Source organism: Affinirhizobium straminoryzae (assembly GCF_007004135.1).
Classification (GTDB): domain Bacteria; phylum Pseudomonadota; class Alphaproteobacteria; order Rhizobiales; family Rhizobiaceae; genus Neorhizobium; species Neorhizobium straminoryzae.
The window spans coordinates 13,802-33,472 of record NZ_VJMG01000037.1 but is presented as its reverse complement, the minus strand read 5'-3'; the positions used below and the strand labels follow the sequence as shown (position 1 = coordinate 33,472).

Sequence of the window (19,671 nt, the reverse complement as noted above, 5' to 3'; positions counted from 1 at the left end):
GGATTAAGAATGGCGGACCAGAGCATCCTCAGCGCGTTCATTCTTGGGGTGATCGAAGGGATCACCGAATTTTTGCCGATTTCCAGCACCGGCCACCTGATCATCGCCGAACAGTGGCTGGGCGCCCGCTCCGACACCTTCAACATCGTGATCCAGGCCGGGGCGATCATTGCCGTCACCATCATTTACTGGCGTCGTCTTCTCAACCTCGTGCTGGGCTGGCGTGAACCGGAAAACCGTGACTATGCCCTGAAGCTCATCGTCGCCTTCCTGATCACCGCCGTTCTCGGCCTGACCGTGAAGAAGCTGGGCTTCGAACTGCCGGAAGATGCAAGCCCGATCGCCTGGGCGCTCATCATCGGCGGTGTCTGGATGATCTTTGCCGAATGGGCGGCTGCCAAGCGCCCGCAAAGCACGACGATCACCTGGCCGGTCGCCATCCTCGTCGGGATTGCCCAGGTAGTGGCCGGTGTTTTCCCGGGAACCTCCCGTTCCGGGGCGACGATCTTTGTTGCCATGCTGGCCGGCACCGGCAACCGTGCCGCCGCCACCGAATTCGCCTTCCTGGTCGGCATTCCCACCATGTATGCCGCCAGCGCCTATCAGCTTCTGAAGACGCTGAAGGATCAGGGCGTGGCCGGCGAAGACTGGACCTCGCTCGGCGTTGCCTTCGTCACCTCGACGATCGTCGCCTTCATCGCGGTCAAGTGGCTGCTCTCCTACATCCAGACCAACCGCTTCACCGTGTTTGCGGTCTACCGCATCATTCTCGGTGCCATTCTGCTGGGCTTTGCCTCGTTCGGCATGATTCACTGATCGAGACAGACCAGTATCGGAGAAAAGGAAAAGCCGGGTCGCGACAGCGCCCCGGCTTTTTCATGTCTCGTCTCGGCAGGAAGATGACCGACCGGCGCGGCGCCAGGCGCTGCCGGGTTCTTGCGGATCAGCGACGAATGGAGCTCGTGCTGCAGGGATCGACGCCATAGGCCGGGGCGCAGGCGCTCTTGTTGGCCGCAACAGTGCCGGGGGCCAGGAAGGAGCCGGCGAGGATGACGAGTGCCGCACACGCAAAAAACAGTGCGATGGACTTGCCCATGGAGGATTGCCTTTCGGAGGAGGAGATCGGTGTCACGGCCTTACGAGTCGTTTCTGCAAAGGGAGAGCGGGATTTACGAGGCGCAACCCCAGAATTCAATAGAACATCTTGATGAATTGGACGTTAACGTGAGCCCGTTTGCGCCTGCGGCTTTTGTGTCACTGCGAACAGACGAAAATAAGGCAGGCGTTGGGCGCCTGCCTTCAGATGTCGCGACATTCTCGTGGAAAGCGGCTCAGGCCGCCTTGCCGGCATTGGTGTACTGGCCGTGCACGCGGAAGCGCACCAGATAGCTCGGCAGGATGCTGGAGAGCAGCGTCGGCGCGATGCCGAGACCCTTCAGCGTGCGGCCTTCGCGTTCCGCGTCGGCGGAGACCACATTGTCCTTCTTGAGGAGCGTGACCTGATCGGCCGTCAGCGGCGGAGCGATCAGCGGCACGGCGGATGCGATGCTGCCCATCAGCGAGGCGATGCCGAAGGGAATGGACACGAAGCCGCGCTTGCGGAAGGTGACGCGCAGCACTTCCTCGAGACACTGCTTGAAGGTCAGCACCTCGGCGCCGCCGAGTTCATAGGTGGTGCCGGCCGCAAGCGTGCCATCCACCGAGCGGGCCACGACCTCTGCCACATCTTCCACGAAGACCGGCTGGAACTTGGTGTGGCCGCCGCCGATCAGCGGCAGGAAGGGCAGGGTGCGCGCCATGTCGGCGAACTTGTTGAAGAAGTTGTCTTCCTGGCCGAACACGATGGAGGGGCGCAGGATGACGGCGCCCGGCAGCGTCTCACGGATCGCCTGTTCGGCGCGGCCCTTGGAACGCGCATAGGCGGAGGGTGACTGCGCATCGGCGCCGATCGCCGAGATATGGGTCAGCGTCGCGCCGGCGGCACGGGCAGCTTCCGCCACGGCCTTGGCGCCGAACTCCTGCACGGCGTCGAAATTGTTCTTGCCGCTTTCGAACAGGATGCCGACGCAGTTCACCACATGGGCGGAGCCGGCAACGGCCTGATCGACGGAGGCGCGGTAGCGCAGGTTGGCTTGCACCAGCTGGATCTGGCCGGCATAGCCGAGCGGGCGCAGGAAGCCGGCGAGATCGGGACGGCGCACGGCAACCCGAATCCGGTAGCCGCGCTTGGCCAGCGCGCGAACCACATGCCTGCCGACAAAGCCCGAGCCCCCGAAGACGGTGACGAGCGGCGGAAGATTGGACGTGGTCATGGGACTGCTCCGAAAGCCAAAGGGATCAATGGCTTTTCTCTAGCCCAAAGCGTGCACGAGGTGAAGTGTCAAGCTGCGCCTCACCCCCGCACTGCGGCAAAAAGGGTTTCGCCTTTGACACCATGCCGGAACGGCGGCGTCAGACGCCCTCCACCACCAGCATCTCCGCATCCGCAACTTCCTGGCGGATCTTGGCGGCGACCTGATATTCCGGCGAATTGTAGCAATCGACGGCGTGCTGCAGGGAAGGAAATTCGATCACCACATTGCGCGCCCGCGACACGCCTTCCAGCGTCGTCACGGCACCGCCGCGGGCAAGAAAATTTGCGCCATACTTTTCGAAGGCGGGCTTGGCGGCCGCGACATAATCCTTGTAGCGCTCGGCGTCGCGGACATCGACGCGGGCAATCCAGTATCCCTTCGGCATGTTTCTCTCCCTTTTCTGCTTGGGTCGTGTCGAGCGGCTCAGAGCGCCGACTGCATCTCCGCGAGAATCGCCTTCGCCGCGGCCAGCGGATCCTCTGCCTTCACGATGGGGCGGGCGACGACCAGATGGCTGGAGCCGGCCTTGATCGCATCGAAAGGGGTGACCACCCGCTTCTGGTCTCCGGCGTCGGCGCCCCTGGGGCGGATGCCCGGTGTGACGAGCGCCATGTCCGGCCCGATGATCTTGCGCACGGCAGCCGATTCCTCGGCCGAGCAGACGATGCCGCCCATGCCGGCGGCCCGCGCCTGTTCGGCGCGCGTCAGCACCAGCGTGTGCGGATCGTATTCGTAGCCGGCGTCGCGCAGGTCCTGGTCGTCCATCGAGGTCAGCACCGTCACGCCGAGCAGGCAGAGGCTGGAGCCCTTTGCGGCCTCGACGGCGGCGCGCATCGCCTTCGGATAGGCATGCAGGGTCAGCATGGTGACGCCCATCTTCACGATGTTCTCGACGCCGTTTGCCACCGTGTTGTCGATGTCGAGCAGCTTCATGTCGAGAAAGACCTGCTTGCCCTCGGCCACGAGATCGCGGGCAAATTCCAGCCCGCCGGCAAAGGCCAGCTGGTAACCGATCTTGTAGAACGAAACCGTATCGCCGAGCCGCCCGACCAGCGTTTCCGCCTCGGCCACCGTGGGAAGGTCGAGCCCGACGATCAGACGGTCGCGTGCGGTCATGCCTGCAGTCATGCCATGTCTCCTTGCCAGAATTCCATCGGCGTCCAGTCGCATGCAAGCCGGCAATCGGCAAGAGTGGCGCCCAGGCGGAAGGCGAAAAGATTGCCGCCGCCGCCCGGCTGGTCGCCGTCGCGGGCAATCGGGCGTCCCGCCAGATGGCATTTCAGCAGCGTGCCGACGCCGCCATGACCGACAAAGGCAATCGGTCGGCTCGGATCGTGACCGTGGAGCGCGCGGGCAAGGGCGGCGACGATGCGCGCCTGAGCATCCACGGCGCGTTCCCAGCCCTTGTAGCTTTCGGTCGGATGGGCAAAGAACCAGTCGGCGGCCGCCTCGAAGGCCGGCGGCGGCAGGAAGCCGGTGGCGGAGCGGTCGTTCTCGTGCATGGCGGCATCGGCCTCCGGCGAAATGCCGGCGGCCCCGGCGAGAATCGCCGCCGTCTCCACCGCCTTGCGCTCCCGGCTGGAGACGATGCGCGACAGGCGCGTGACCCAGGGCAGGCTTGCCGCCTGCCGTGTGCGGGCAAGACCCGTCTCCGAAAGCCCCCAGTCCGGCACCGGCACCGCCGGATCGATCGTCACTTGCGGATGCGTGATGTAGAGGCCGAACATGGCCAGCTCCCTCTTGCAGAACCTGTCGTCAGGGACGGGTATAGAGCCAGAGTTGCGCCGGGGGAATGTTGCGCACGACAAAATCGAAGTGGCGGATCTGATAGCGCTCCGGCCGCGCGACGATCGGCGAGACGGCGCCATAGGTGATCTGGATCACCGGGCGGCCGCGCGGCATGCGGTCCAGCAGGTCTTCCAGCAGCGCGATGCGGCGCTCCATCGGGAAGCTCAGCATGGGGATGGCCGAGATGACGGCATCGAACATCTCGCCATTGCGTTCGCCGAGTGTGCGACCGAGATCGAAGGCGTCGCCGTTGATGAACTGCACGCCCGGAAAGGTGCGGATCAGGTGCTGGTAGAAGTCGGTGGAGAATTCGATGGAGACCAGCTTCTCCGGCGCGATGCCGCGTTCCAGGATGGCCTTGGTGATGATGCCGGTGCCGGGACCGAGTTCAAGTACCGGCAGGCCGGACTGCGGATTGATGACGCTGGCCATGCGGCGGGCGGTGATGCCGGAGGTGGGCAGGATCGCGCCGACCCGCTTCGGTCCGTCCATCCATCCCTTGAAGAAGCGGATTTCCTCATCGAACTTGCGGCCCAGCCGCTGCTTCAAACGCAATTCCATCATGGTCTCCCGGTGCGCCCCTCTTTGGTTTTCAGGTGGCGCTTCATGGCGCAAAAACAAGAGAAAATGTCGCAATGAAAAATGCGGCAAAAAAAGGGACCGGCGAACCGATCCCTTTTGATTTTCAGACCCGCATCGGCATCAGCACGTAAAGTGCGTCATCGCCGGCCGTATCCTTCACCAGGGTGGGGGATCCGGCATCGGCCAGCAGGAAGATGGCATCCTCGCCCGAAAGCTGGGCGGTGATATCGAGAAGATACTTGGCGTTGAAGCCGATCTCCATCGGGTCGCTCTCGTAGCCGACCGCCACTTCTTCCGTCGCGCTGCCCGAATCCGGGTTGTTGACGGTGAGCAGCAGCTGGCCGTCGCTGAGCGCCAGCTTCACGGCGCGGCCGCGCTCCGACGAAATGGTCGAGACGCGGTCGACGGCGCGGGTAAAGCTCTGGCAATCGACGCGCATTTCCTTGTCGTTGCCGGTCGGGATGACGCGCTGGTAATCCGGGAAGGTGCCGTCGATCAGCTTCGATGTGATGACGATGCCGCCGATCGTCAGGCGGATCTTGGCATCCGACACCTCGACGGTGACGAGGGCCTCCGGGTCGTCGACCAGCTTCTGCAGCTCGCCGACCGTCTTGCGCGGAATGATGATGCCCGGCATGCCTTCCGAGCCCGAGGGCGCGATGATGTCGGCGCGGGCGAGGCGATGGCCATCGGTGGCCACCGCGCGCAGCTTCAGTTCACCGCCAGCCTCGATCGTGTGGAAGAAGATGCCGTTCAGGTAGTAGCGGGTTTCTTCCGTCGAGATGGCGAACTGGGTGCGGTCGATCAGCATCTTCAGATCGGTCGCCTTGATCTTGAAGGTGTGGCTGAAGGTGCCGGCGGTCAGATCCGGGAAATCGGATTCCGGCAGGCACTGCAACGAGAACTTCGAGCGGCCTGACTGCACGACCATGCTGCCGCCATCCGGATTGGTGGCAAGCCGCACTTCGGCACCATCCGGCAGCTTGCGCACGATTTCATAGAGAAGATGGGCAGGCACCGTGGTGGCGCCGGCCTGTTCCACCATGGCAGGCACTTCCTCGGTGATTTCCAGGTCGAGGTCCGTCGCCTTCAGCGCCAGATCATTGCCCGACGCGCGCAGCAGCACGTTCGACAGAATGGGGATCGTGTTGCGGCGCTCCACGACCCTGTGGACGTGGTTCAGCGATTTCAGGAGGTTGGACCGCTCAAGAGTAATACGCATGACGCTACCGCTTTCGACCGTACCGGTCCGCGAGGGGACCGAATGTTATGCCTGTCCGTCAGCTGGTCGGACGATGTGGACGCGCAAAATGGCAGAGTTTTTAACGAAAAGGCAAGGGGTGGTGCCCGGTCGCCGCAGGATTTCCGCAGTGCACCTGACACTTCGCACAGGTTTTCGCGGGCAAAGCGAGCAGGGGCAAAGCCGGAGGCGGCGCCGCAGGCCGGCGCATAACGGTTTCGTGCATCGGCTGGTGTTGTCAAGGCGACATCGAAAGGTGAGAGTTTGACGGAAATGCATGGCTTTCCATCCCCCGCCGGAGGTTCCCTTGGCCCGTTCGTCTCTCATTCCCCGCAAGCTTCTGTTCGGCAATCCGCATGCCTACGGCGCGGAGCTTTCGCCCGATGGGCAGTGGCTGACCTGGCTTGCGCCGGTCGATGGCGTGATCAATATCTGGATCGCCCCGACCGATGATCCGCGTGCCGCCGAGCCGCTGACGCGCACCACCGGCCGGCCCATCACCTGGCAGGACTGGACGAAGGACGGCCGCTTCGTGCTGTTCGTCAACGATGAAAACGGCGACGAGAACCATCACGTCTTTGCCGTCGATCCCCGGACCGGGGCAACCCGTGACCTGACGCCCATCAAGGGGATCAGTGCGCAGATCGAGATGCTGTCGAGGCAGGTTCCCGGCAAGATCGTCGTCGGTCTCAATGACCGCGATGCCCGCTGGCATGATCTCCACACCATCGACCTCGAAACGGGTGAGCGCGAGCTGCTGTGGCAGAACACCCAGGGGTTCGCCTCTATCGGCCTCGACTGGCAGATGCGGCCGCGCCATGCGCGGTCCACGGCGGCGGATGGCGGGACACGGTTCTGGCGGATCGAGGGTCAGGAGGTTCATCACTGGATGGATGTCGACCATATCGACGGCTGGCTGACCTGGCCGCTTCTGTTTCATTCCGACAACAGGCGGCTGCTGATGAAAAGCTGTGTCGGCCGCAACACCGCAGCCTTCAGCTGGATCGACCTGGAAAGCGGTGCGGAAACCGTGGTGGCCGAGCATCCGCGTTTCGATATCCAGTCGGCGCTGGTGCATCCGATTTCGTTCGATGTGGAGGCTGTCAGCGTTGCCGGTCCGCGCATGGCGTGGAGCCATATCACGGCGCAGGTGGAGGCGGATTTTGCCCGGATCGAGTGGACCTTGCCGGGTTTCGAATTCGGGATCGCCAGCCGTTCGGACGATGACCGCCGCTGGATCATCACCGCCCACAAGGCGGAGCAGGCCGCCACCAGCTTCCTCTATGATCGCGACACAGGCACGATCACCGAACTATTTCGCGCCCGCCCGGAGCTAGATGCCTACAGCCTGGCGCCGATGCAGGCGGTCGAGACCAAATCGCGGGATGGTCTTGATCTTCTTTCCTATCTGACGCTTCCGGCTTCCGTGGAGGGCGAGCGTCCGGAAAAACCGCTGCCGATGGTGCTCCTTGTACATGGCGGTCCCTGGGGGCGCGACGTCTACAGCTATCGCGGCGATCACCAGTGGCTGGCCGATCGCGGCTATGCGGTGCTGTCGGTGAATTACCGCGGCTCTACAGGCTTCGGCAAAGCCTTCGTGGCGGCGAGCGAAAAGCAGCACGCGGCCAAGATGCATGACGACCTGATCGACATGGTGCACTGGGCAATCCGTGAGGGCATTGCCGATCCCGCAAGGATCGCCATCCATGGCGGCTCCTATGGCGGCTATGCCTCCTTCGTCGGGGCAACGTTTACCCCGGATGTGTTCTGCTGCAGCGTGCCGGTGGTCGGCATCACCAACCTGCAGACCCTGCTCGAATCCATGCCGCCCTATTGGGCGGGCTTTGCCGAGTTCATGTATCGCAGCTATGGCGATCCGCGCACGGAAGAGGGGCGGGCCTTGCTCGCCGAACGCTCGCCGATCCACAAGGTGGACCGCATCACCAGGCCGATGCTGATCTTCCACGGTGCCAATGATGTGCGCTGCAAGGTGGCGGAAAGCGACACGATCGTCGCTGCCATGCAGGCCAAGGGCATTCCGGTGACCTATGTCGTCTATCCCGACGAGGGCCACGGTTTTCACAAGCCCGGCAACCGCATCGCCTATATTGCCATGGCGGAGGCCTTCTTCGCGCAGCATCTCGGCGGCGCCTTCGAGCCCTTCGGCGACGATCTGGAGGGCTCCAGCCACGAAATCCGGGCCGGCGCCGAGATTTTCGATCTTGCCGAGCAGCCTGTCTGAGGGATAGCTGCAGGTTGGGAGCCGCCCGGCGCCCGTTCGGGGCGAGGGCGGGCCCCTGATGGCGGCCAGCCGGCCGCAGGCAAGAGGCAAGGTTGAACGTGACGGAAGACGACAGGGGTGCGCAGCGCACCTACCGGGTGGGCAATGTGGCGATACCGGCGAGGCCGCTGGAGCCGGCGCTCTATCTGGTGGCAACCCCCATCGGCAATCTCGGCGACATCACGCTGCGCGCGCTGGAAACGCTGGCGGGCGCCGATGTGCTGGCCTGCGAGGATACCCGCGTCACCCGCGTGCTGCTGGATCGCTACGGCATTGCCGGCCGGCCGCTCGCCTATCACGAACACAATGCCGACGAGGCGGGCCCGCGGCTGATCGCGGCGCTCGACGGCGGACGTTCGGTGGCGCTGGTTTCCGATGCCGGCACGCCGCTCGTCTCCGATCCCGGCTACCGGCTTGGCCAGCTCGCGCTGGAGGCGGGGCACAAGGTGGTTCCGATCCCCGGTCCGTGCGCGCCGCTTGCGGCCCTTGTCGGCTCGGGTCTTCCCTCCGATGCCTTCCTGTTTGCCGGTTTCCTGCCGGTCAAGGAAAAGGGGCGGCGCGACCGGCTGGCGGAGCTTTCCAAGATCCCGGCGACGCTGATCTTCTTTGAATCGCCGCACCGTATTGCCGATACGCTGGTGATCGCCGCCGATGTGCTGGGGGCTACCCGGGCGGCCTGCGTGTGCCGAGAACTGACCAAGACCTTCGAGGAGTTTCGCCGCGGGCCGCTCGGCGAACTGGCCGCGCAGTATGTTGACCAGACGGTCAAGGGCGAGGTGGTTCTGGTGATCGGCCCGCCCGCCGATGACGACGTGCCGGCCGCCGTCGATGTGGATGTGATGCTGCGCGAACTGGCCTCCAGCATGCCGGCGACCAAGGCGGCGGCGGAAGCGGCCCGCCTCACCGGCCTGTCGCGCAAGGATCTCTACCAGCGGCTGATCGAACTGAAGGACGGCGATGGCGGCTGAGCGGGATCGCGGCAAGCGTCGGAAAGCGGAGCGCCGCGGGCGCTTCGCCGAACTGTTCGCCGCCCTTTTCCTCATCCTCAAGGGATACCGCATCCTGGCGCTGCGCCATCGCACGCCGCAGGGCGAAATCGACATCATTGCCCGCCGGCAAGACCTTGTCGTCTTTGTGGAGGTGAAGGCGCGCCGCAGGACGTCCGACGCTGTCGATGCCGTCGGCCTTGCCGCGCAACGGCGCATCCGCGCGGCCAGCGACCTGTGGCTGGCGCGCCGGCCGGACGCCCACCGGCTCTCGCAGCGATACGACATCATCGCAGTGCAAGGATTGCGTTTTCCGCTGCATCTTCCGGATGCATTCTGACAATATTGCAAAGCTGTGCAATTTAAGTCATTGCTGTAACAGTCCGGTCACAAAACCATTAATGAACTGTCATAAAAGGCAGCTAAGGCACCCGGACCCGACCAAACGGATATGAGGGAGCGAACATGTTCAAGAAGCTTACTTTGGCTGCTGCAGCGCTTGCGCTGTCGGCCACCACCTCGCTGGCTGCAACCGAAATCACCTGGTGGCACGCCATGGGTGGCGAGCTCGGCAAGAAGCTCGAGGAGATCGCCACGAAGTTCAACGAGAGCCAGAGCGAGTACAAGGTCGTACCCGTCTACAAGGGCTCCTATCCGGAAACGCTGACGGCCGCGATCGCCGCCTTCCGCGCCAACCAGCAGCCGGCCATCGTGCAGGTCTTCGAAGTCGGTACCGGCACCATGATGGCCGCCAAGGGCGCCGTCTATCCGGTCTACAAGCTGATGAAGGACGAGGGCGAAAGCTTCGATCCGAAGTCGTTCCTGGCGCCCGTCGTCGGTTACTATTCCGACACGCAGGGCAACATCCTGTCGCTTCCCTTCAACTCCTCCACGCCGATCCTCTATTACAACAAGGACGTGTTCAAGAAGGCCGGTCTCGACCCGGAAGTCGCGCCGAAGACCTGGAAGGATGTCGAGGACTATTCGAAGAAGATCGTCTCCTCCGGTGCTGCCAAGTGCGGCTTCACCTCGGCCTGGATCACCTGGGTCCAGACGGAAAACCTCTCGGCCCTGCACGACCAGCCTTTCGGGACGCTGGAAAACGGCTTTGGCGGCCTGAAGACCCAGTTCACCTTCAATGGTCCGGTTCAGGTCAAGCACTGGGCCAACCTGAAGAAGTGGCAGGATGAAGGCCTGTTCAAGTATGGCGGTCCGGTCGGTGGCGACAATGCCGCGACCATGTTCTATGCCCAGGAATGCGCGATGACGATGAACTCGTCGGCCGGTCGCGCCGGCGTCATCAACAACGCCAAGACCTTCACGCCGGGCTTCGCACCGCTGCCCTACTATGACGACGTCACCAAGGAGCCGAAGAACTCCATCATCGGTGGCGCGACGCTGTGGGTGCTGAACGGCAAGGACAAGGCCACCTACAAGGGTGTTGCCAAGTTCTTCACCTACCTCTCCAGGCCGGAGGTTCAGGCCGACTGGCACCAGTACACGGGCTATCTGCCGATCACCAACGCCGCCTATGACCTCGGCAAGAGCCAGGGCTACTACGACAAGAACCCGGGTTCCGATGTCGGCATCAAGCAGATCATGCGCGGCACGCCGAGCCCGAACTCCAAGGGCGTTCGCTTCGGCAACTTCACGCAGGTCCGCACCATCGTGGACGAAGAGTTCCAGGCCCTGCTGGCCGGCAAGAAGGACGCCAAGCAGGCGCTCGACAGCGCCGTCGAGCGTGGCAACAAGCTGCTTCGCGAATTCGAAGCCGCCAACTGATTGCATCTGACCCCTGCGGGAGGGCCGGCTTTTGCCGGTCCTCCTTCCGTTTGTCCGCTCCGGGCCGGAGGCTTCCATGGACACCAAGAAAACAACTTTCGACAGCCGGCTGCTGCCCTATCTGCTGCTGGCACCCCAGCTCTTCATCACGCTGGTCTTCTTCATCTGGCCGGCCGCGCAGGCGGTAAAATCCTCTTTCGAGCGTGAGGACCCGTTCGGCCTGTCCACCACCTTTGTCGGGTTGCTGCATTACCAGCGGCTGTTCGAGGATCCCAACTACATCGATGCGCTCATCCGCACGGCGGTCTTTGCCGTTTCGGTCACGGCGCTGTCCATGGTGCTGGGGCTTGCCTTTGCCGCGGCCGTCGACCGGCTGACCCGCACCGGCCGCGTCTATACCACGCTGCTGGTCTGGCCCTATGCGGTGGCGCCCGTGGTGGCCGGCGTACTCTGGTGGTTCCTGTTCAACAGTACCACGGGTCTGATGCCTTTCCTCCTGCAGAAGGCCGGCATCCGCTGGGATCATGATCTCAACGGCACGCAGGCGATGATCCTGATCATCATTGCCGCCGCGTGGAAGCAGGTCTCCTACAATTTCCTGTTCTTCCTCGCCGGGCTGCAATCGGTGCCGCAGTCGCTGATGGAGGCGGCCGCCATCGATGGCTCCGGCCCGGTGAAGCGCTTCTTCACGATCTCGCTGCCGCTTCTGTCGCCCACCACCTTCTTCCTGTTCATCATCAACGTGAACTACACGATGTTCGACACCTTCCCGATCGTCGATGCAACGACGGTGGGCGGTCCGGCGCAGGCGACGACGACGCTCGTCTACAAGGTCTACCAGGACGGCTATCTGGGCCTGAACCTCGGCTCCTCCTCGGCACAGTCCGTGCTTCTGATGATGATCGTGATGGTGCTGACCTTCGTGCAGTTCCGCTATGTCGAACGCCGCGTGCAGTATTGAGGGTAAGACCATGGTTGAAAACCGTCCCTTCCTGACCTTCCTCACCCACGCCTTCCTGATCCTCGGCTTTGCCGTCGTGGCACTGCCGGTCTATGTGGCGATCATCGCCTCCACGCACGATATCGCAACGCTGATGAGCGGGCCGGTGCCCTTGTGGCCGGGCTCGCACCTCATCGAAAACTACAGCATGATCCTCACCAGCGCCTCGGCCGCCAACGGCCTGCCGAACTATTCGCACATGGCGTTGAATTCGCTGATCATGGCGGTGGTGATCACCATCGGAAAGATCTCGATCTCCATCCTCTCGGCCTTTGCGATCGTCTATTTCCGCTTTCCCTTCCGCCAGCTTGCCTTCTGGATCATCTTCGTGACGCTGATGCTGCCGGTGGAAGTGCGCATCATGCCGACCTACAAGATCGTTGCCGATCTCGGCATGCTGAATTCCTGGGCGGGGCTTACCATTCCGCTGATCGCCTCGGCGACGGCAACCTTCCTGTTCCGCCAGTTCTTCATGACGATCCCGGACGAGATGCTGGAAGCTGCGCGCGTGGATGGCGCCGGCCCGATGAAGTTCTTCCGCGATATCCTGCTGCCATTGTCGCGCACCAATATCGGCGCGCTCTGCGTCATCCTCTTCATCTATGGCTGGGTGCAGTATCTGTGGCCGCTGCTGGTGACCACCGATCCCGGCTACTACACGCTGATGATGGGCATGAAGCGCATGGTTACCGTGCAGGACGGCGTCATCCAGTGGCAGCTGGTGATGGCGGGCTCGGTGCTGGCCATGCTGCCCCCCATCCTGATCGTCATTTTCATGCAACGGCTGTTCATCCGCGGCCTGACAGAAACGGAGAAGTAAGATGGCTGGCATCAAGATAGCCGGTGTGTCGAAGGTCTATGCCGGCGGCGTGAAGGCCGTCAATTCCGTCTCGATCGACATCGCGGATGGCGAATTCATCGTACTGGTCGGACCGTCCGGCTGCGGCAAATCCACATTGCTGCGCATGGTGGCCGGCCTGGAGGCGATTTCCGACGGCGAGGTGTCGATCGGCGGGCGCGTGGTCAACCGCATGGAGCCGGCCGAGCGCGACATTGCCATGGTGTTCCAGAACTATGCGCTTTATCCGCACATGACGGTCTACCAGAACCTCGCCTATGGCCTGAAGAACCGCGGCACGCCGAAGGCGGAGATCGATGCGCGCGTGGCGGAAGCCGCCCGCATGCTGGAGATCACCCAGTATCTGGAGCGCAAGCCGCGCGCGCTGTCCGGCGGCCAGCGCCAGCGCGTCGCCATGGGCCGCGCCATCGTGCGCAAGCCGGCGGCTTTCCTGTTCGACGAGCCGCTGTCGAACCTCGACGCCAAGCTGCGCGTCTCCATGCGCGGCGAGATCAAGCGTCTGCAACGGCGTCTCGGCACCACCTCGATCTACGTCACCCACGACCAGCTGGAGGCGATGACGCTCGCTGACCGGCTGGTGGTGCTGAACGGCGGCCGCATCGAGCAGATCGGCTCGCCGCTCGAGGTCTATCACGCGCCCGCCTCCACCTTCGTTGCCAGTTTCATCGGCTCGCCGGCGATGAACCTCGTCTCCGGCGAACTGCACGGCAACCGTCTGGCGATCGGCCCGGCGGTGATCGAACTGGGTGCCGAGGCGCCCGCTTCCGGCCCGGTGACAGTCGGCATCCGCGCCGAGGACCTGCATCCGGCACGCGAGGGCGAAGCCGTTCTGCCGTTTGCGGTGGATTACGTCGAGGAACTGGGCGCCCAGCGCCTCGTGCATGGCCAGGTGGGCGACCAGATGCTGACGGTGGCGCTGTCGCCGGAGATCGCCATCGGCGAACAGCTGTCACTGGCCATCGATCCGGCCCGGCTGCACTTCTTCGCCGTCGATGGCGGCAAGCGCATCGGCAAGGGCTCGGTTCCGGCCGGTGTCGCAGCACCGGTCGTTCAACCCGTCTGAATGGGTCTGCCGGGCGGCAGGGATGACGCCCGGCACGGAGCCACCAAGGCTTTTCCGGCCGTTGCCATTGCCCGCCCGGCGTCCTACATCTGGCGGGCAATTCAAGAGGGACAGGGTATGGCCAAGATCCGCAAAGTCGCGTTCCAGATGGACCATGTGTCCGGCATCAACATCGCAGGCGATTCCACGTTCGCCATGGCGCTGGAGGCGCAGGCGCGAGGCTACGAACTATTTCACTACACGCCGGACCGGCTGACCATGCGTGACGGCCGCATCTTCGCGGCCGTCGAGCCGTTGACGGTGCGCGACGAGAAGGGCAGTCATTTCACGCTCGGCGAACGCGAGCGGGTTGATCTCTCGACCATGGACGTGGTGATGCTGCGCCAGGACCCGCCCTTCGACATGGCCTACATCACATCCACCCATCTGCTGGAGCGCCTGCACCCGAAGACGCTGGTGGTCAACGACCCGGCTTGGGTGCGCAACTCGCCGGAAAAGATCTTCGTTACCGAATTTGCCGATCTGATGCCGCCGACGCTGATCACCCGCGACCTCGGCGAAATTGCGCGGTTCCGCGAGGAACTGGGCGACATCATCCTGAAGCCGCTCTATGGCAATGGCGGTGCCGGCGTGTTCCACTCCGCGCGTGACGATCGCAACTTCTCCTCGCTGCTCGAAATGTTCGGCCAGATGTATCGCGAGCCCTTCATCGCGCAAGGATACCTGCCGGCAGTGCGCAAGGGCGACAAGCGCATCCTGCTCGTCAACGGCGAGGCGGTGGGGGCGATCAACCGCGTGCCGGCCGAGCATGACGCCCGCTCCAACATGCATGTGGGCGGCCGTGCGGAAGCGACCGAACTGACGGCGCGCGAGACGGAGATTTGCGAACGCATCGGCCCGGCGCTGCGGGCCCGCGGCTTCCTCTTCGTCGGCATCGACGTGATCGGCGACTTCATGACCGAGATCAACGTGACCTCGCCGACCGGCATCCGGGAAGTGAAGAAATTCGGCGGCGCCGATGTCGCGGCGCTCCTGTGGGATGCGATCGAAGTCAAGAGAAGCTGATTGAAATTCAAATTGTTAGCATGCACCAGAGCGTTTCTGTTCTGGTGCATGTTTGTTCCCTTTAGGTGAATACAGAAAACGCTAATACATTCAATGCGCGAAATTGTTCCGCGAATGTTCTTGTTTTAGACCTGCGCTTGTGCTTGATTGCAGAAAGGGCGTCCGGACAACCGAAATCTGCGGAACATCGACGCCCGCCAAGGGGCGAGGTGGGGCATGGTGGCGCGCGTCAGCACGGTGGCATTCCAGGGCATTGAAGGCGTGCCCGTCGACGTTCAGGTGATGGTGGGGCCGGGCAAGCTCGGCATTCAGATCGTCGGCCTGCCGGACAAGGCTGTGGCCGAAAGCCGCGAGCGGGTGCAGGCGGCGCTGCACGCCTCGGGTCTGGCGCTGCCACCGAAGAAGGTGACGGTCAATCTCGCGCCTGCCGATCTTCCGAAGGAGGGATCGCATTTCGATCTGCCGATTGCGCTTGGCCTGATGGCGGTGCTCGGCGCCATTCCGGCCGAGGCGCTGGCGAGCTATGTGGTGCTGGGCGAACTGAACCTCGACGGAACGCTGGCGGCTGTCGCGGGCGCGCTGCCGGCGGCGATCGGCGCCAATGCGCTCGGCAAGGGGCTGATCTGCCCGGCCGATAGCGGCGCGGAGGCAGCCTGGGCCGGTTCCGATATCGACATTCTCGCGCCGCGCAGTCTCATTGCGCTTGCCAACCATTTCCGTGGCACCCAGGTTCTCACGCGCCCGCAGCCTGCGATCCGCGCGCCCGCCGCCAACCTGCCGGACCTTGCCGACATCAAGGGGCAGGAAAGCGCCAAGCGGGCGCTGGAGGTGGCGGCCGCCGGCGGTCACAACCTCCTGATGGTCGGTCCGCCCGGATCGGGCAAGTCCATGCTTGCGGCGCGGTTGCCTTCCATCCTGCCGCCGCTCTCGGCCGCCGAACTCCTCGAGGTGTCGATGATCCATTCGATCGCCGGGCAGCTCTCTGGCGGCAAGCTGTCCGATCGTCGGCCGTTCCGCACGCCGCATCATTCGGCCACGATGGCGGCGCTGGTGGGCGGAGGATTGCGGGCAAAGCCGGGCGAGGCATCGCTGGCCCATCACGGCGTGCTGTTTCTCGACGAATTTCCCGAATTTTCGCCGCAGGTGCTGGATGCACTGCGCCAGCCGCTGGAGACGGGCGAATGCGTGATCGCGCGCGCCAATCACCGGGTTTCCTATCCCGCCAGCATCCAGCTGGTGGCAGCGATGAACCCCTGCCGTTGCGGCATGGCGGGCGAACCGGGCCACAGCTGCGCGCGCGGCCCGCGCTGCGTCAGCGATTACCAGAGCCGCATTTCCGGGCCACTGATGGACCGGATCGATATCCGCATCGACGTTCCTGCCGTTTCCGCCGCCGATCTCATCCGTCCGAGACCGGCGGAAAGCAGCGCGACGGTCGCGGCACGGGTAGCGGATGCGCGCGAGCGGCAGCGTCGCCGCTTCGCGGCCGCCGGCCTGCCGGAGATTTCCACCAATGCCCGCTGCTCAACCGCCCTCATCGAGGATTTCGCTGCGCCGGATGCGGCAGGAGCGCAGCTTTTGCGGGACGCTGCCGAGAAGCTCAAGTTTTCTGCCCGCGGCTATCATCGCATCCTGAAGGTTGCCCGCACGCTGGCCGATCTTGAAGGGGAGGAGAGGGTTGGCCGCATCCACCTCGCCGAGGCGATTTCCTACCGGATTGCCGGCGAACGCTTGACGGCGGCGGCATGAGGCGCCAGCACCGTCTTCTCACAGAGGGGACGGTGCCATGGAATTGCGACGCATCGGAAGGCATGATCGGGACTGGCACGACCGCTTTTTCGGTCACCTCAAGGCGATCTTCGGGCTCGGCAATTTTGCCGGCTGGGAGCGCTTGGGTGGCTGGAGCGATAACTACGACGTTCTTGCCCTGACCGAGGGCGAGGAGATCTGCGCCACCGTCGGGGTCACCCGGATGGAGGGGTGGCTGGACAAGCGCCAGCCGATGCCCCTCCGCCAGCTGGGCGCCGTTGCCACGCGCCCGCAGGATCGTGGCCGCGGGCTGGCGCGGCGGTTGCTGGAGCATGTGCTGGTGGAGGCGGACCGCGAAGGCGCTCCGGTTCTGCTGTTCGCCAATCCCTCGGTGGTGGATTTTTATCCGCGTTTCGGGTTTCGCCGCCTGATCCCGGATCGCCTGTTTCTGGATCTTCCGCCGGGCGGAAAGGCACAAGGGGCCATCGGGCGCCGGCTCGATCCGGAGACGCCGCAGGACCGGGCCCTGCTGGCAACCTGGTGCGACCGGGCGCTGGTGCATGGTGGCGTGCTTTCGGCACGGCCGGATGCCTCTGTTCTGCTCTGGCATCTGATGAACACGGATGTGACGGCCCATGAGTTGCCTGAGGGCGGGGGGCTTGCCTTTGTGGAGCGGACAGAGGACGGACTGATGCTCTGCGACTGGCTTTCCCGTGACGGGCAGCCTGATTTCAGCCTCATAGAGTTACTGGCCGGCCCGCAGGGCGGCCGGGTCGCGTTGGGTTTCGTGCCCGGCGACGTCTCCCTGCTCAGCGGTTTGCGCCGGACCCCGTGGCCGGAGGCCTGCATGTTCTGGCGCGGCCCGGTCCTGCCGCAGGGCATCCTGCACTTTCCCGCCCTGATGATGACCTGAGGCCATGCGACAGAAAAGGCGCGCATCCGGCGTCTGGTCAGCGCCACCGCCGACCAGACGGGGCCGTGATCAAAGCCCTCATCGGAGGCCTCCGGCGGCACATCCCTCTTGCCAAAACACCGCCGGTAGAATTTCGCTATTCGCTATTCGCTATTCGCTATTCGCTATTCGCTATTCGCTATTCGCTCACCCGCCCAGGCCATCGAACAGCGCGGTCGAAAGATAGCGCTCCGCGAAGGAGGGGATGATGACGACGAGGTTCTTGCCGGCGTTTTCCGGGCGCGAACCGATGCGGATGGCGGCCGTCAGCGCCGCGCCTGAGGAAATGCCGACGGGAACACCCTCGAGGCGGGCCACGAGGCGTGCGGTCTCCAGCGCGTCCGCGCTCGAAACGGTCACCACTTCATCATAGATTGTGGTGTCGAGAATTTTCGGGGCAAAGCCGGCGCCGATGCCCTGGATCTTGTGCGGGCCGGGTTCGCCGCCGGACAGCACGGGCGATTCCGCCGGTTCCACTGCAAATACCTTGAGATCCGGCTTGCGAGCCTTCAGCACCTGGCCGACGCCGGTGATCGTGCCGCCGGTGCCGATGCCGGCCACGAAGAGATCGATCTGTCCGTCGGTGTCGTTCCAGATTTCCTCGGCCGTCGTCTGGCGATGGATGTCCGGGTTGGCGGGGTTCTCGAACTGCTGGGGAATGATGGCGTCCGGCAGGCTGGCGGCCAGTTCCTCCGCCCGGGCGATCGCACCCTTCATGCCCTTCGGCCCTTCCGTCAGCACCAGTTCGGCGCCGAGCAAAGCGAGCATCTTGCGCCGCTCCACCGACATGGTTTCCGGCATGGTGAGGATCAGCCGGTAGCCTTTGGCGGCGGCGGCGAAGGCCAGCGCAATGCCGGTATTGCCGGAGGTCGGTTCGATCAGCGTGGTCTTGCCGGGCGTGATCCGGCCCTGCGCTTCCAGGCTTTCGATCATGGCGAGCCCGATGCGGTCCTTCACGGAGGCGATCGGGTTGAAGAATTCGAGCTTGGCCAGAAGATTGGCCTTCACGCCCTTTTCCTTCGCCAGTTTGTCGAGGCGCACGATCGGGGTATTGCCGATGGTGTCGAGAATGGAGGCGTAGATCTTGCCGCGGCCGGGCTTGGCGGTGTCGGACATGGTGTTTCTCCCAAGGCTGTCATTGGGCGCGACATTAGGACCGAACGGCACCGACGGCGAGGGGGTGTCTTTGCGCAAAGCCCTCGCCGGCGGAAAAATCTTTGCCGTTCATCCGCTTGGGCGCCTTCCCTCAGCGGGCGGCGATATAGGCGGCGGTGCCCGCGAGGATGCCGGCGGCCGAACGGTTGAGGACCTGCAGCGCGGTCGGCTTCTTCAGAAGCTCGCGCGCCTTGGAGGCCAGCAGGATATAGGGCAGCAGGACTGCCATCAGCACCACGAAGGTGATTGCCACCAGGGCCAAATAATCGGCCGGGCCGATCTCCTTGAGCGGCAGAAGCGTGGGCGCCAGTGCCACGTAGAACAGCATGGTCTTCGGATTGCCGAGCGTGACCAGCAGGCCGGAGAGAAAGGCCATGCCGCCGGTAGCGCCGCCGCGGCTCGCCTCGATATCCTGCCGCAGCAGCCCCGCCGTCCAGAGCTTCCAGGCGATGTAGCAGAGATAGATGACGCCGAGATATTTGATGATCAGAAAGGGCGTCGTAAAATTCTGCGCCACGATGGCAAGGCCGAGCACCACGGCGGTGAGATAGACGAGATCGCCGAGGATGAGGCCGAGCCCCATGAACAAGGTCGGCCGGAAGCCGGAGCCCAGCGCCCGCGCCACGATCGCCGTCATGCCGGGGCCTGGAATGGCGGCGGCAATGAACAGCGCCAGCGAATAGGTGATAAGTGTCGTCAGTGTCATCCCGTTTCCTCCTGCCTCAGCGCGTCTGATGCCAGATCATGCGCCGTCGGGCAATCGCTGCCGCTGTCTCGGAGAGTATGGCGTGCGCGTCGCCGCCCGAAAAAAGACC

The 19,671-nt window shown here is 64.1% G+C and carries 20 protein-coding genes; 11 read left to right on the top strand and 9 right to left on the bottom strand.

The window, feature by feature from the left end:
- Nucleotides 1–9: 9 nt before the first annotated feature.
- On the top strand, nt 10–816 hold the full coding sequence (locus FNA46_RS14125; protein ID WP_143125854.1) for an undecaprenyl-diphosphate phosphatase: 807 nt from the start codon (nt 10–12) through the stop codon (nt 814–816).
- Between the two features lie 127 nt (nt 817–943).
- On the opposite strand, the gene FNA46_RS14120 is transcribed toward FNA46_RS14125, so the two are convergent.
- The 7 genes from FNA46_RS14120 to dnaN all read right to left on the bottom strand — a co-directional run bounded on the left by FNA46_RS14120 (nt 944) and on the right by dnaN (nt 5,946).
- Nucleotides 944–1,096, bottom strand: a complete 153-nt coding sequence (locus FNA46_RS14120; protein WP_143125853.1) for a hypothetical protein — start codon at nt 1,094–1,096, stop codon at nt 944–946.
- A 235-nt stretch (nt 1,097–1,331) separates the two neighbouring features.
- On the bottom strand, nt 1,332–2,312 hold the full coding sequence (locus FNA46_RS14115; protein ID WP_143125852.1) for a complex I NDUFA9 subunit family protein: 981 nt from the start codon (nt 2,310–2,312) through the stop codon (nt 1,332–1,334).
- 139 nt (nt 2,313–2,451) lie between these two features.
- On the bottom strand, nt 2,452–2,739 hold the full coding sequence (locus FNA46_RS14110; RefSeq protein ID WP_143125851.1) for a DUF1330 domain-containing protein: 288 nt from the start codon (nt 2,737–2,739) through the stop codon (nt 2,452–2,454).
- Between the two features lie 38 nt (nt 2,740–2,777).
- Complete coding sequence (gene pyrF, locus FNA46_RS14105; RefSeq protein ID WP_143125873.1) at nt 2,778–3,470, bottom strand: orotidine-5'-phosphate decarboxylase; 693 nt, start codon at nt 3,468–3,470, stop codon at nt 2,778–2,780.
- Between the two features lie 8 nt (nt 3,471–3,478).
- Complete coding sequence (locus tag FNA46_RS14100) at nt 3,479–4,081, bottom strand: histidine phosphatase family protein (RefSeq protein ID WP_143125850.1); 603 nt, start codon at nt 4,079–4,081, stop codon at nt 3,479–3,481.
- Between the two features lie 28 nt (nt 4,082–4,109).
- Entirely contained in the window at nt 4,110–4,703 is a 594-nt protein-coding gene (gene pmtA / locus FNA46_RS14095) for a phospholipid N-methyltransferase PmtA (RefSeq protein WP_143125849.1), read from the bottom strand.
- A 124-nt stretch (nt 4,704–4,827) separates the two neighbouring features.
- The gene (gene dnaN, locus FNA46_RS14090; RefSeq protein ID WP_143125848.1) at nt 4,828–5,946 is read right to left on the bottom strand and encodes a DNA polymerase III subunit beta; all 1,119 of its coding nucleotides are present in this window, start codon (nt 5,944–5,946) and stop codon (nt 4,828–4,830) included.
- A gap of 325 nt (nt 5,947–6,271) precedes the next feature.
- On the opposite strand from dnaN, the gene FNA46_RS14085 reads away from it, so the two are divergent.
- The 10 genes from FNA46_RS14085 (at nt 6,272) to FNA46_RS14040 (ending at nt 17,662) form a co-directional block, all read left to right on the top strand.
- Nucleotides 6,272–8,206 (top strand): S9 family peptidase, encoded by a 1,935-nt coding sequence (locus FNA46_RS14085; protein WP_246103084.1) that lies wholly within the window; start codon nt 6,272–6,274, stop codon nt 8,204–8,206.
- A gap of 98 nt (nt 8,207–8,304) precedes the next feature.
- Complete coding sequence (gene rsmI / locus FNA46_RS14080; protein ID WP_143125872.1) at nt 8,305–9,213, top strand: 16S rRNA (cytidine(1402)-2'-O)-methyltransferase; 909 nt, start codon at nt 8,305–8,307, stop codon at nt 9,211–9,213.
- Nucleotides 9,203–9,571 carry a YraN family protein gene (locus FNA46_RS14075; RefSeq protein ID WP_143125846.1) on the top strand — a complete coding sequence of 123 codons (369 nt, stop codon included), beginning with the start codon at nt 9,203–9,205 and terminating at the stop codon, nt 9,569–9,571. The genes rsmI and FNA46_RS14075 overlap by 11 nt, the downstream gene beginning before the upstream one ends.
- Before the next feature lie 125 nt (nt 9,572–9,696).
- A complete protein-coding gene (gene ugpB, locus FNA46_RS14070; protein ID WP_143125845.1) occupies nt 9,697–11,013 on the top strand; it encodes a sn-glycerol-3-phosphate ABC transporter substrate-binding protein UgpB in 1,317 nt (438 codons plus the stop codon).
- A 76-nt stretch (nt 11,014–11,089) separates the two neighbouring features.
- The gene (ugpA, locus tag FNA46_RS14065) at nt 11,090–11,974 is read left to right on the top strand and encodes a sn-glycerol-3-phosphate ABC transporter permease UgpA (RefSeq protein WP_143125844.1); all 885 of its coding nucleotides are present in this window, start codon (nt 11,090–11,092) and stop codon (nt 11,972–11,974) included.
- A 10-nt stretch (nt 11,975–11,984) separates the two neighbouring features.
- Nucleotides 11,985–12,833, top strand: a complete 849-nt coding sequence (gene ugpE, locus FNA46_RS14060) for a sn-glycerol-3-phosphate ABC transporter permease UgpE (RefSeq protein ID WP_143125843.1) — start codon at nt 11,985–11,987, stop codon at nt 12,831–12,833.
- A 1-nt stretch (nt 12,834) separates the two neighbouring features.
- Nucleotides 12,835–13,935 (top strand): sn-glycerol-3-phosphate import ATP-binding protein UgpC, encoded by a 1,101-nt coding sequence (locus FNA46_RS14055; protein ID WP_143125842.1) that lies wholly within the window; start codon nt 12,835–12,837, stop codon nt 13,933–13,935.
- Between the two features lie 117 nt (nt 13,936–14,052).
- A complete protein-coding gene (gene gshB / locus FNA46_RS14050) occupies nt 14,053–15,000 on the top strand; it encodes a glutathione synthase (protein ID WP_143125841.1) in 948 nt (315 codons plus the stop codon).
- Nucleotides 15,001–15,216: 216 nt separating this feature from the next.
- Nucleotides 15,217–16,749, top strand: coding sequence for a YifB family Mg chelatase-like AAA ATPase (locus tag FNA46_RS14045; protein ID WP_143125840.1), 1,533 nt, complete (start codon nt 15,217–15,219; stop codon nt 16,747–16,749).
- Between the two features lie 37 nt (nt 16,750–16,786).
- Nucleotides 16,787–17,662: a GNAT family N-acetyltransferase gene (locus FNA46_RS14040; RefSeq protein ID WP_143125839.1), complete on the top strand. Its 876-nt coding sequence runs from the start codon at nt 16,787–16,789 to the stop codon at nt 17,660–17,662.
- Nucleotides 17,663–17,848: 186 nt separating this feature from the next.
- Here the strand turns inward: FNA46_RS14040 and cysK are convergent, their stop codons facing one another.
- Nucleotides 17,849–18,817: a cysteine synthase A gene (cysK, locus tag FNA46_RS14035; protein WP_143125838.1), complete on the bottom strand. Its 969-nt coding sequence runs from the start codon at nt 18,815–18,817 to the stop codon at nt 17,849–17,851.
- A 130-nt stretch (nt 18,818–18,947) separates the two neighbouring features.
- Nucleotides 18,948–19,562, bottom strand: a complete 615-nt coding sequence (locus FNA46_RS14030; RefSeq protein ID WP_143125837.1) for a LysE family translocator — start codon at nt 19,560–19,562, stop codon at nt 18,948–18,950.
- Nucleotides 19,563–19,671: the final 109 nt, after the last annotated feature.

Coding starts and splice junctions, on each gene's coding strand:
- gshB (WP_143125841.1), top strand. CDS start 14,053: ATGGCCAAGATCCGCAAAGTCGCGTTCCAGATGGACCATGTGTCCGGC.
- FNA46_RS14030 (WP_143125837.1), bottom strand. CDS start 19,562: ATGACACTGACGACACTTATCACCTATTCGCTGGCGCTGTTCATTGCC.
- pmtA (WP_143125849.1), bottom strand. CDS start 4,703: ATGGAATTGCGTTTGAAGCAGCGGCTGGGCCGCAAGTTCGATGAGGAA.
- FNA46_RS14045 (WP_143125840.1), top strand. CDS start 15,217: ATGGTGGCGCGCGTCAGCACGGTGGCATTCCAGGGCATTGAAGGCGTG.
- cysK (WP_143125838.1), bottom strand. CDS start 18,817: ATGTCCGACACCGCCAAGCCCGGCCGCGGCAAGATCTACGCCTCCATT.
- FNA46_RS14040 (WP_143125839.1), top strand. CDS start 16,787: ATGGAATTGCGACGCATCGGAAGGCATGATCGGGACTGGCACGACCGC.
- ugpE (WP_143125843.1), top strand. CDS start 11,985: ATGGTTGAAAACCGTCCCTTCCTGACCTTCCTCACCCACGCCTTCCTG.
- FNA46_RS14115 (WP_143125852.1), bottom strand. CDS start 2,312: ATGACCACGTCCAATCTTCCGCCGCTCGTCACCGTCTTCGGGGGCTCG.
- ugpB (WP_143125845.1), top strand. CDS start 9,697: ATGTTCAAGAAGCTTACTTTGGCTGCTGCAGCGCTTGCGCTGTCGGCC.
- pyrF (WP_143125873.1), bottom strand. CDS start 3,470: ATGACCGCACGCGACCGTCTGATCGTCGGGCTCGACCTTCCCACGGTG.
- dnaN (WP_143125848.1), bottom strand. CDS start 5,946: ATGCGTATTACTCTTGAGCGGTCCAACCTCCTGAAATCGCTGAACCAC.
- ugpA (WP_143125844.1), top strand. CDS start 11,090: ATGGACACCAAGAAAACAACTTTCGACAGCCGGCTGCTGCCCTATCTG.
- FNA46_RS14125 (WP_143125854.1), top strand. CDS start 10: ATGGCGGACCAGAGCATCCTCAGCGCGTTCATTCTTGGGGTGATCGAA.
- FNA46_RS14075 (WP_143125846.1), top strand. CDS start 9,203: ATGGCGGCTGAGCGGGATCGCGGCAAGCGTCGGAAAGCGGAGCGCCGC.
- FNA46_RS14120 (WP_143125853.1), bottom strand. CDS start 1,096: ATGGGCAAGTCCATCGCACTGTTTTTTGCGTGTGCGGCACTCGTCATC.
- FNA46_RS14100 (WP_143125850.1), bottom strand. CDS start 4,081: ATGTTCGGCCTCTACATCACGCATCCGCAAGTGACGATCGATCCGGCG.
- FNA46_RS14055 (WP_143125842.1), top strand. CDS start 12,835: ATGGCTGGCATCAAGATAGCCGGTGTGTCGAAGGTCTATGCCGGCGGC.
- FNA46_RS14110 (WP_143125851.1), bottom strand. CDS start 2,739: ATGCCGAAGGGATACTGGATTGCCCGCGTCGATGTCCGCGACGCCGAG.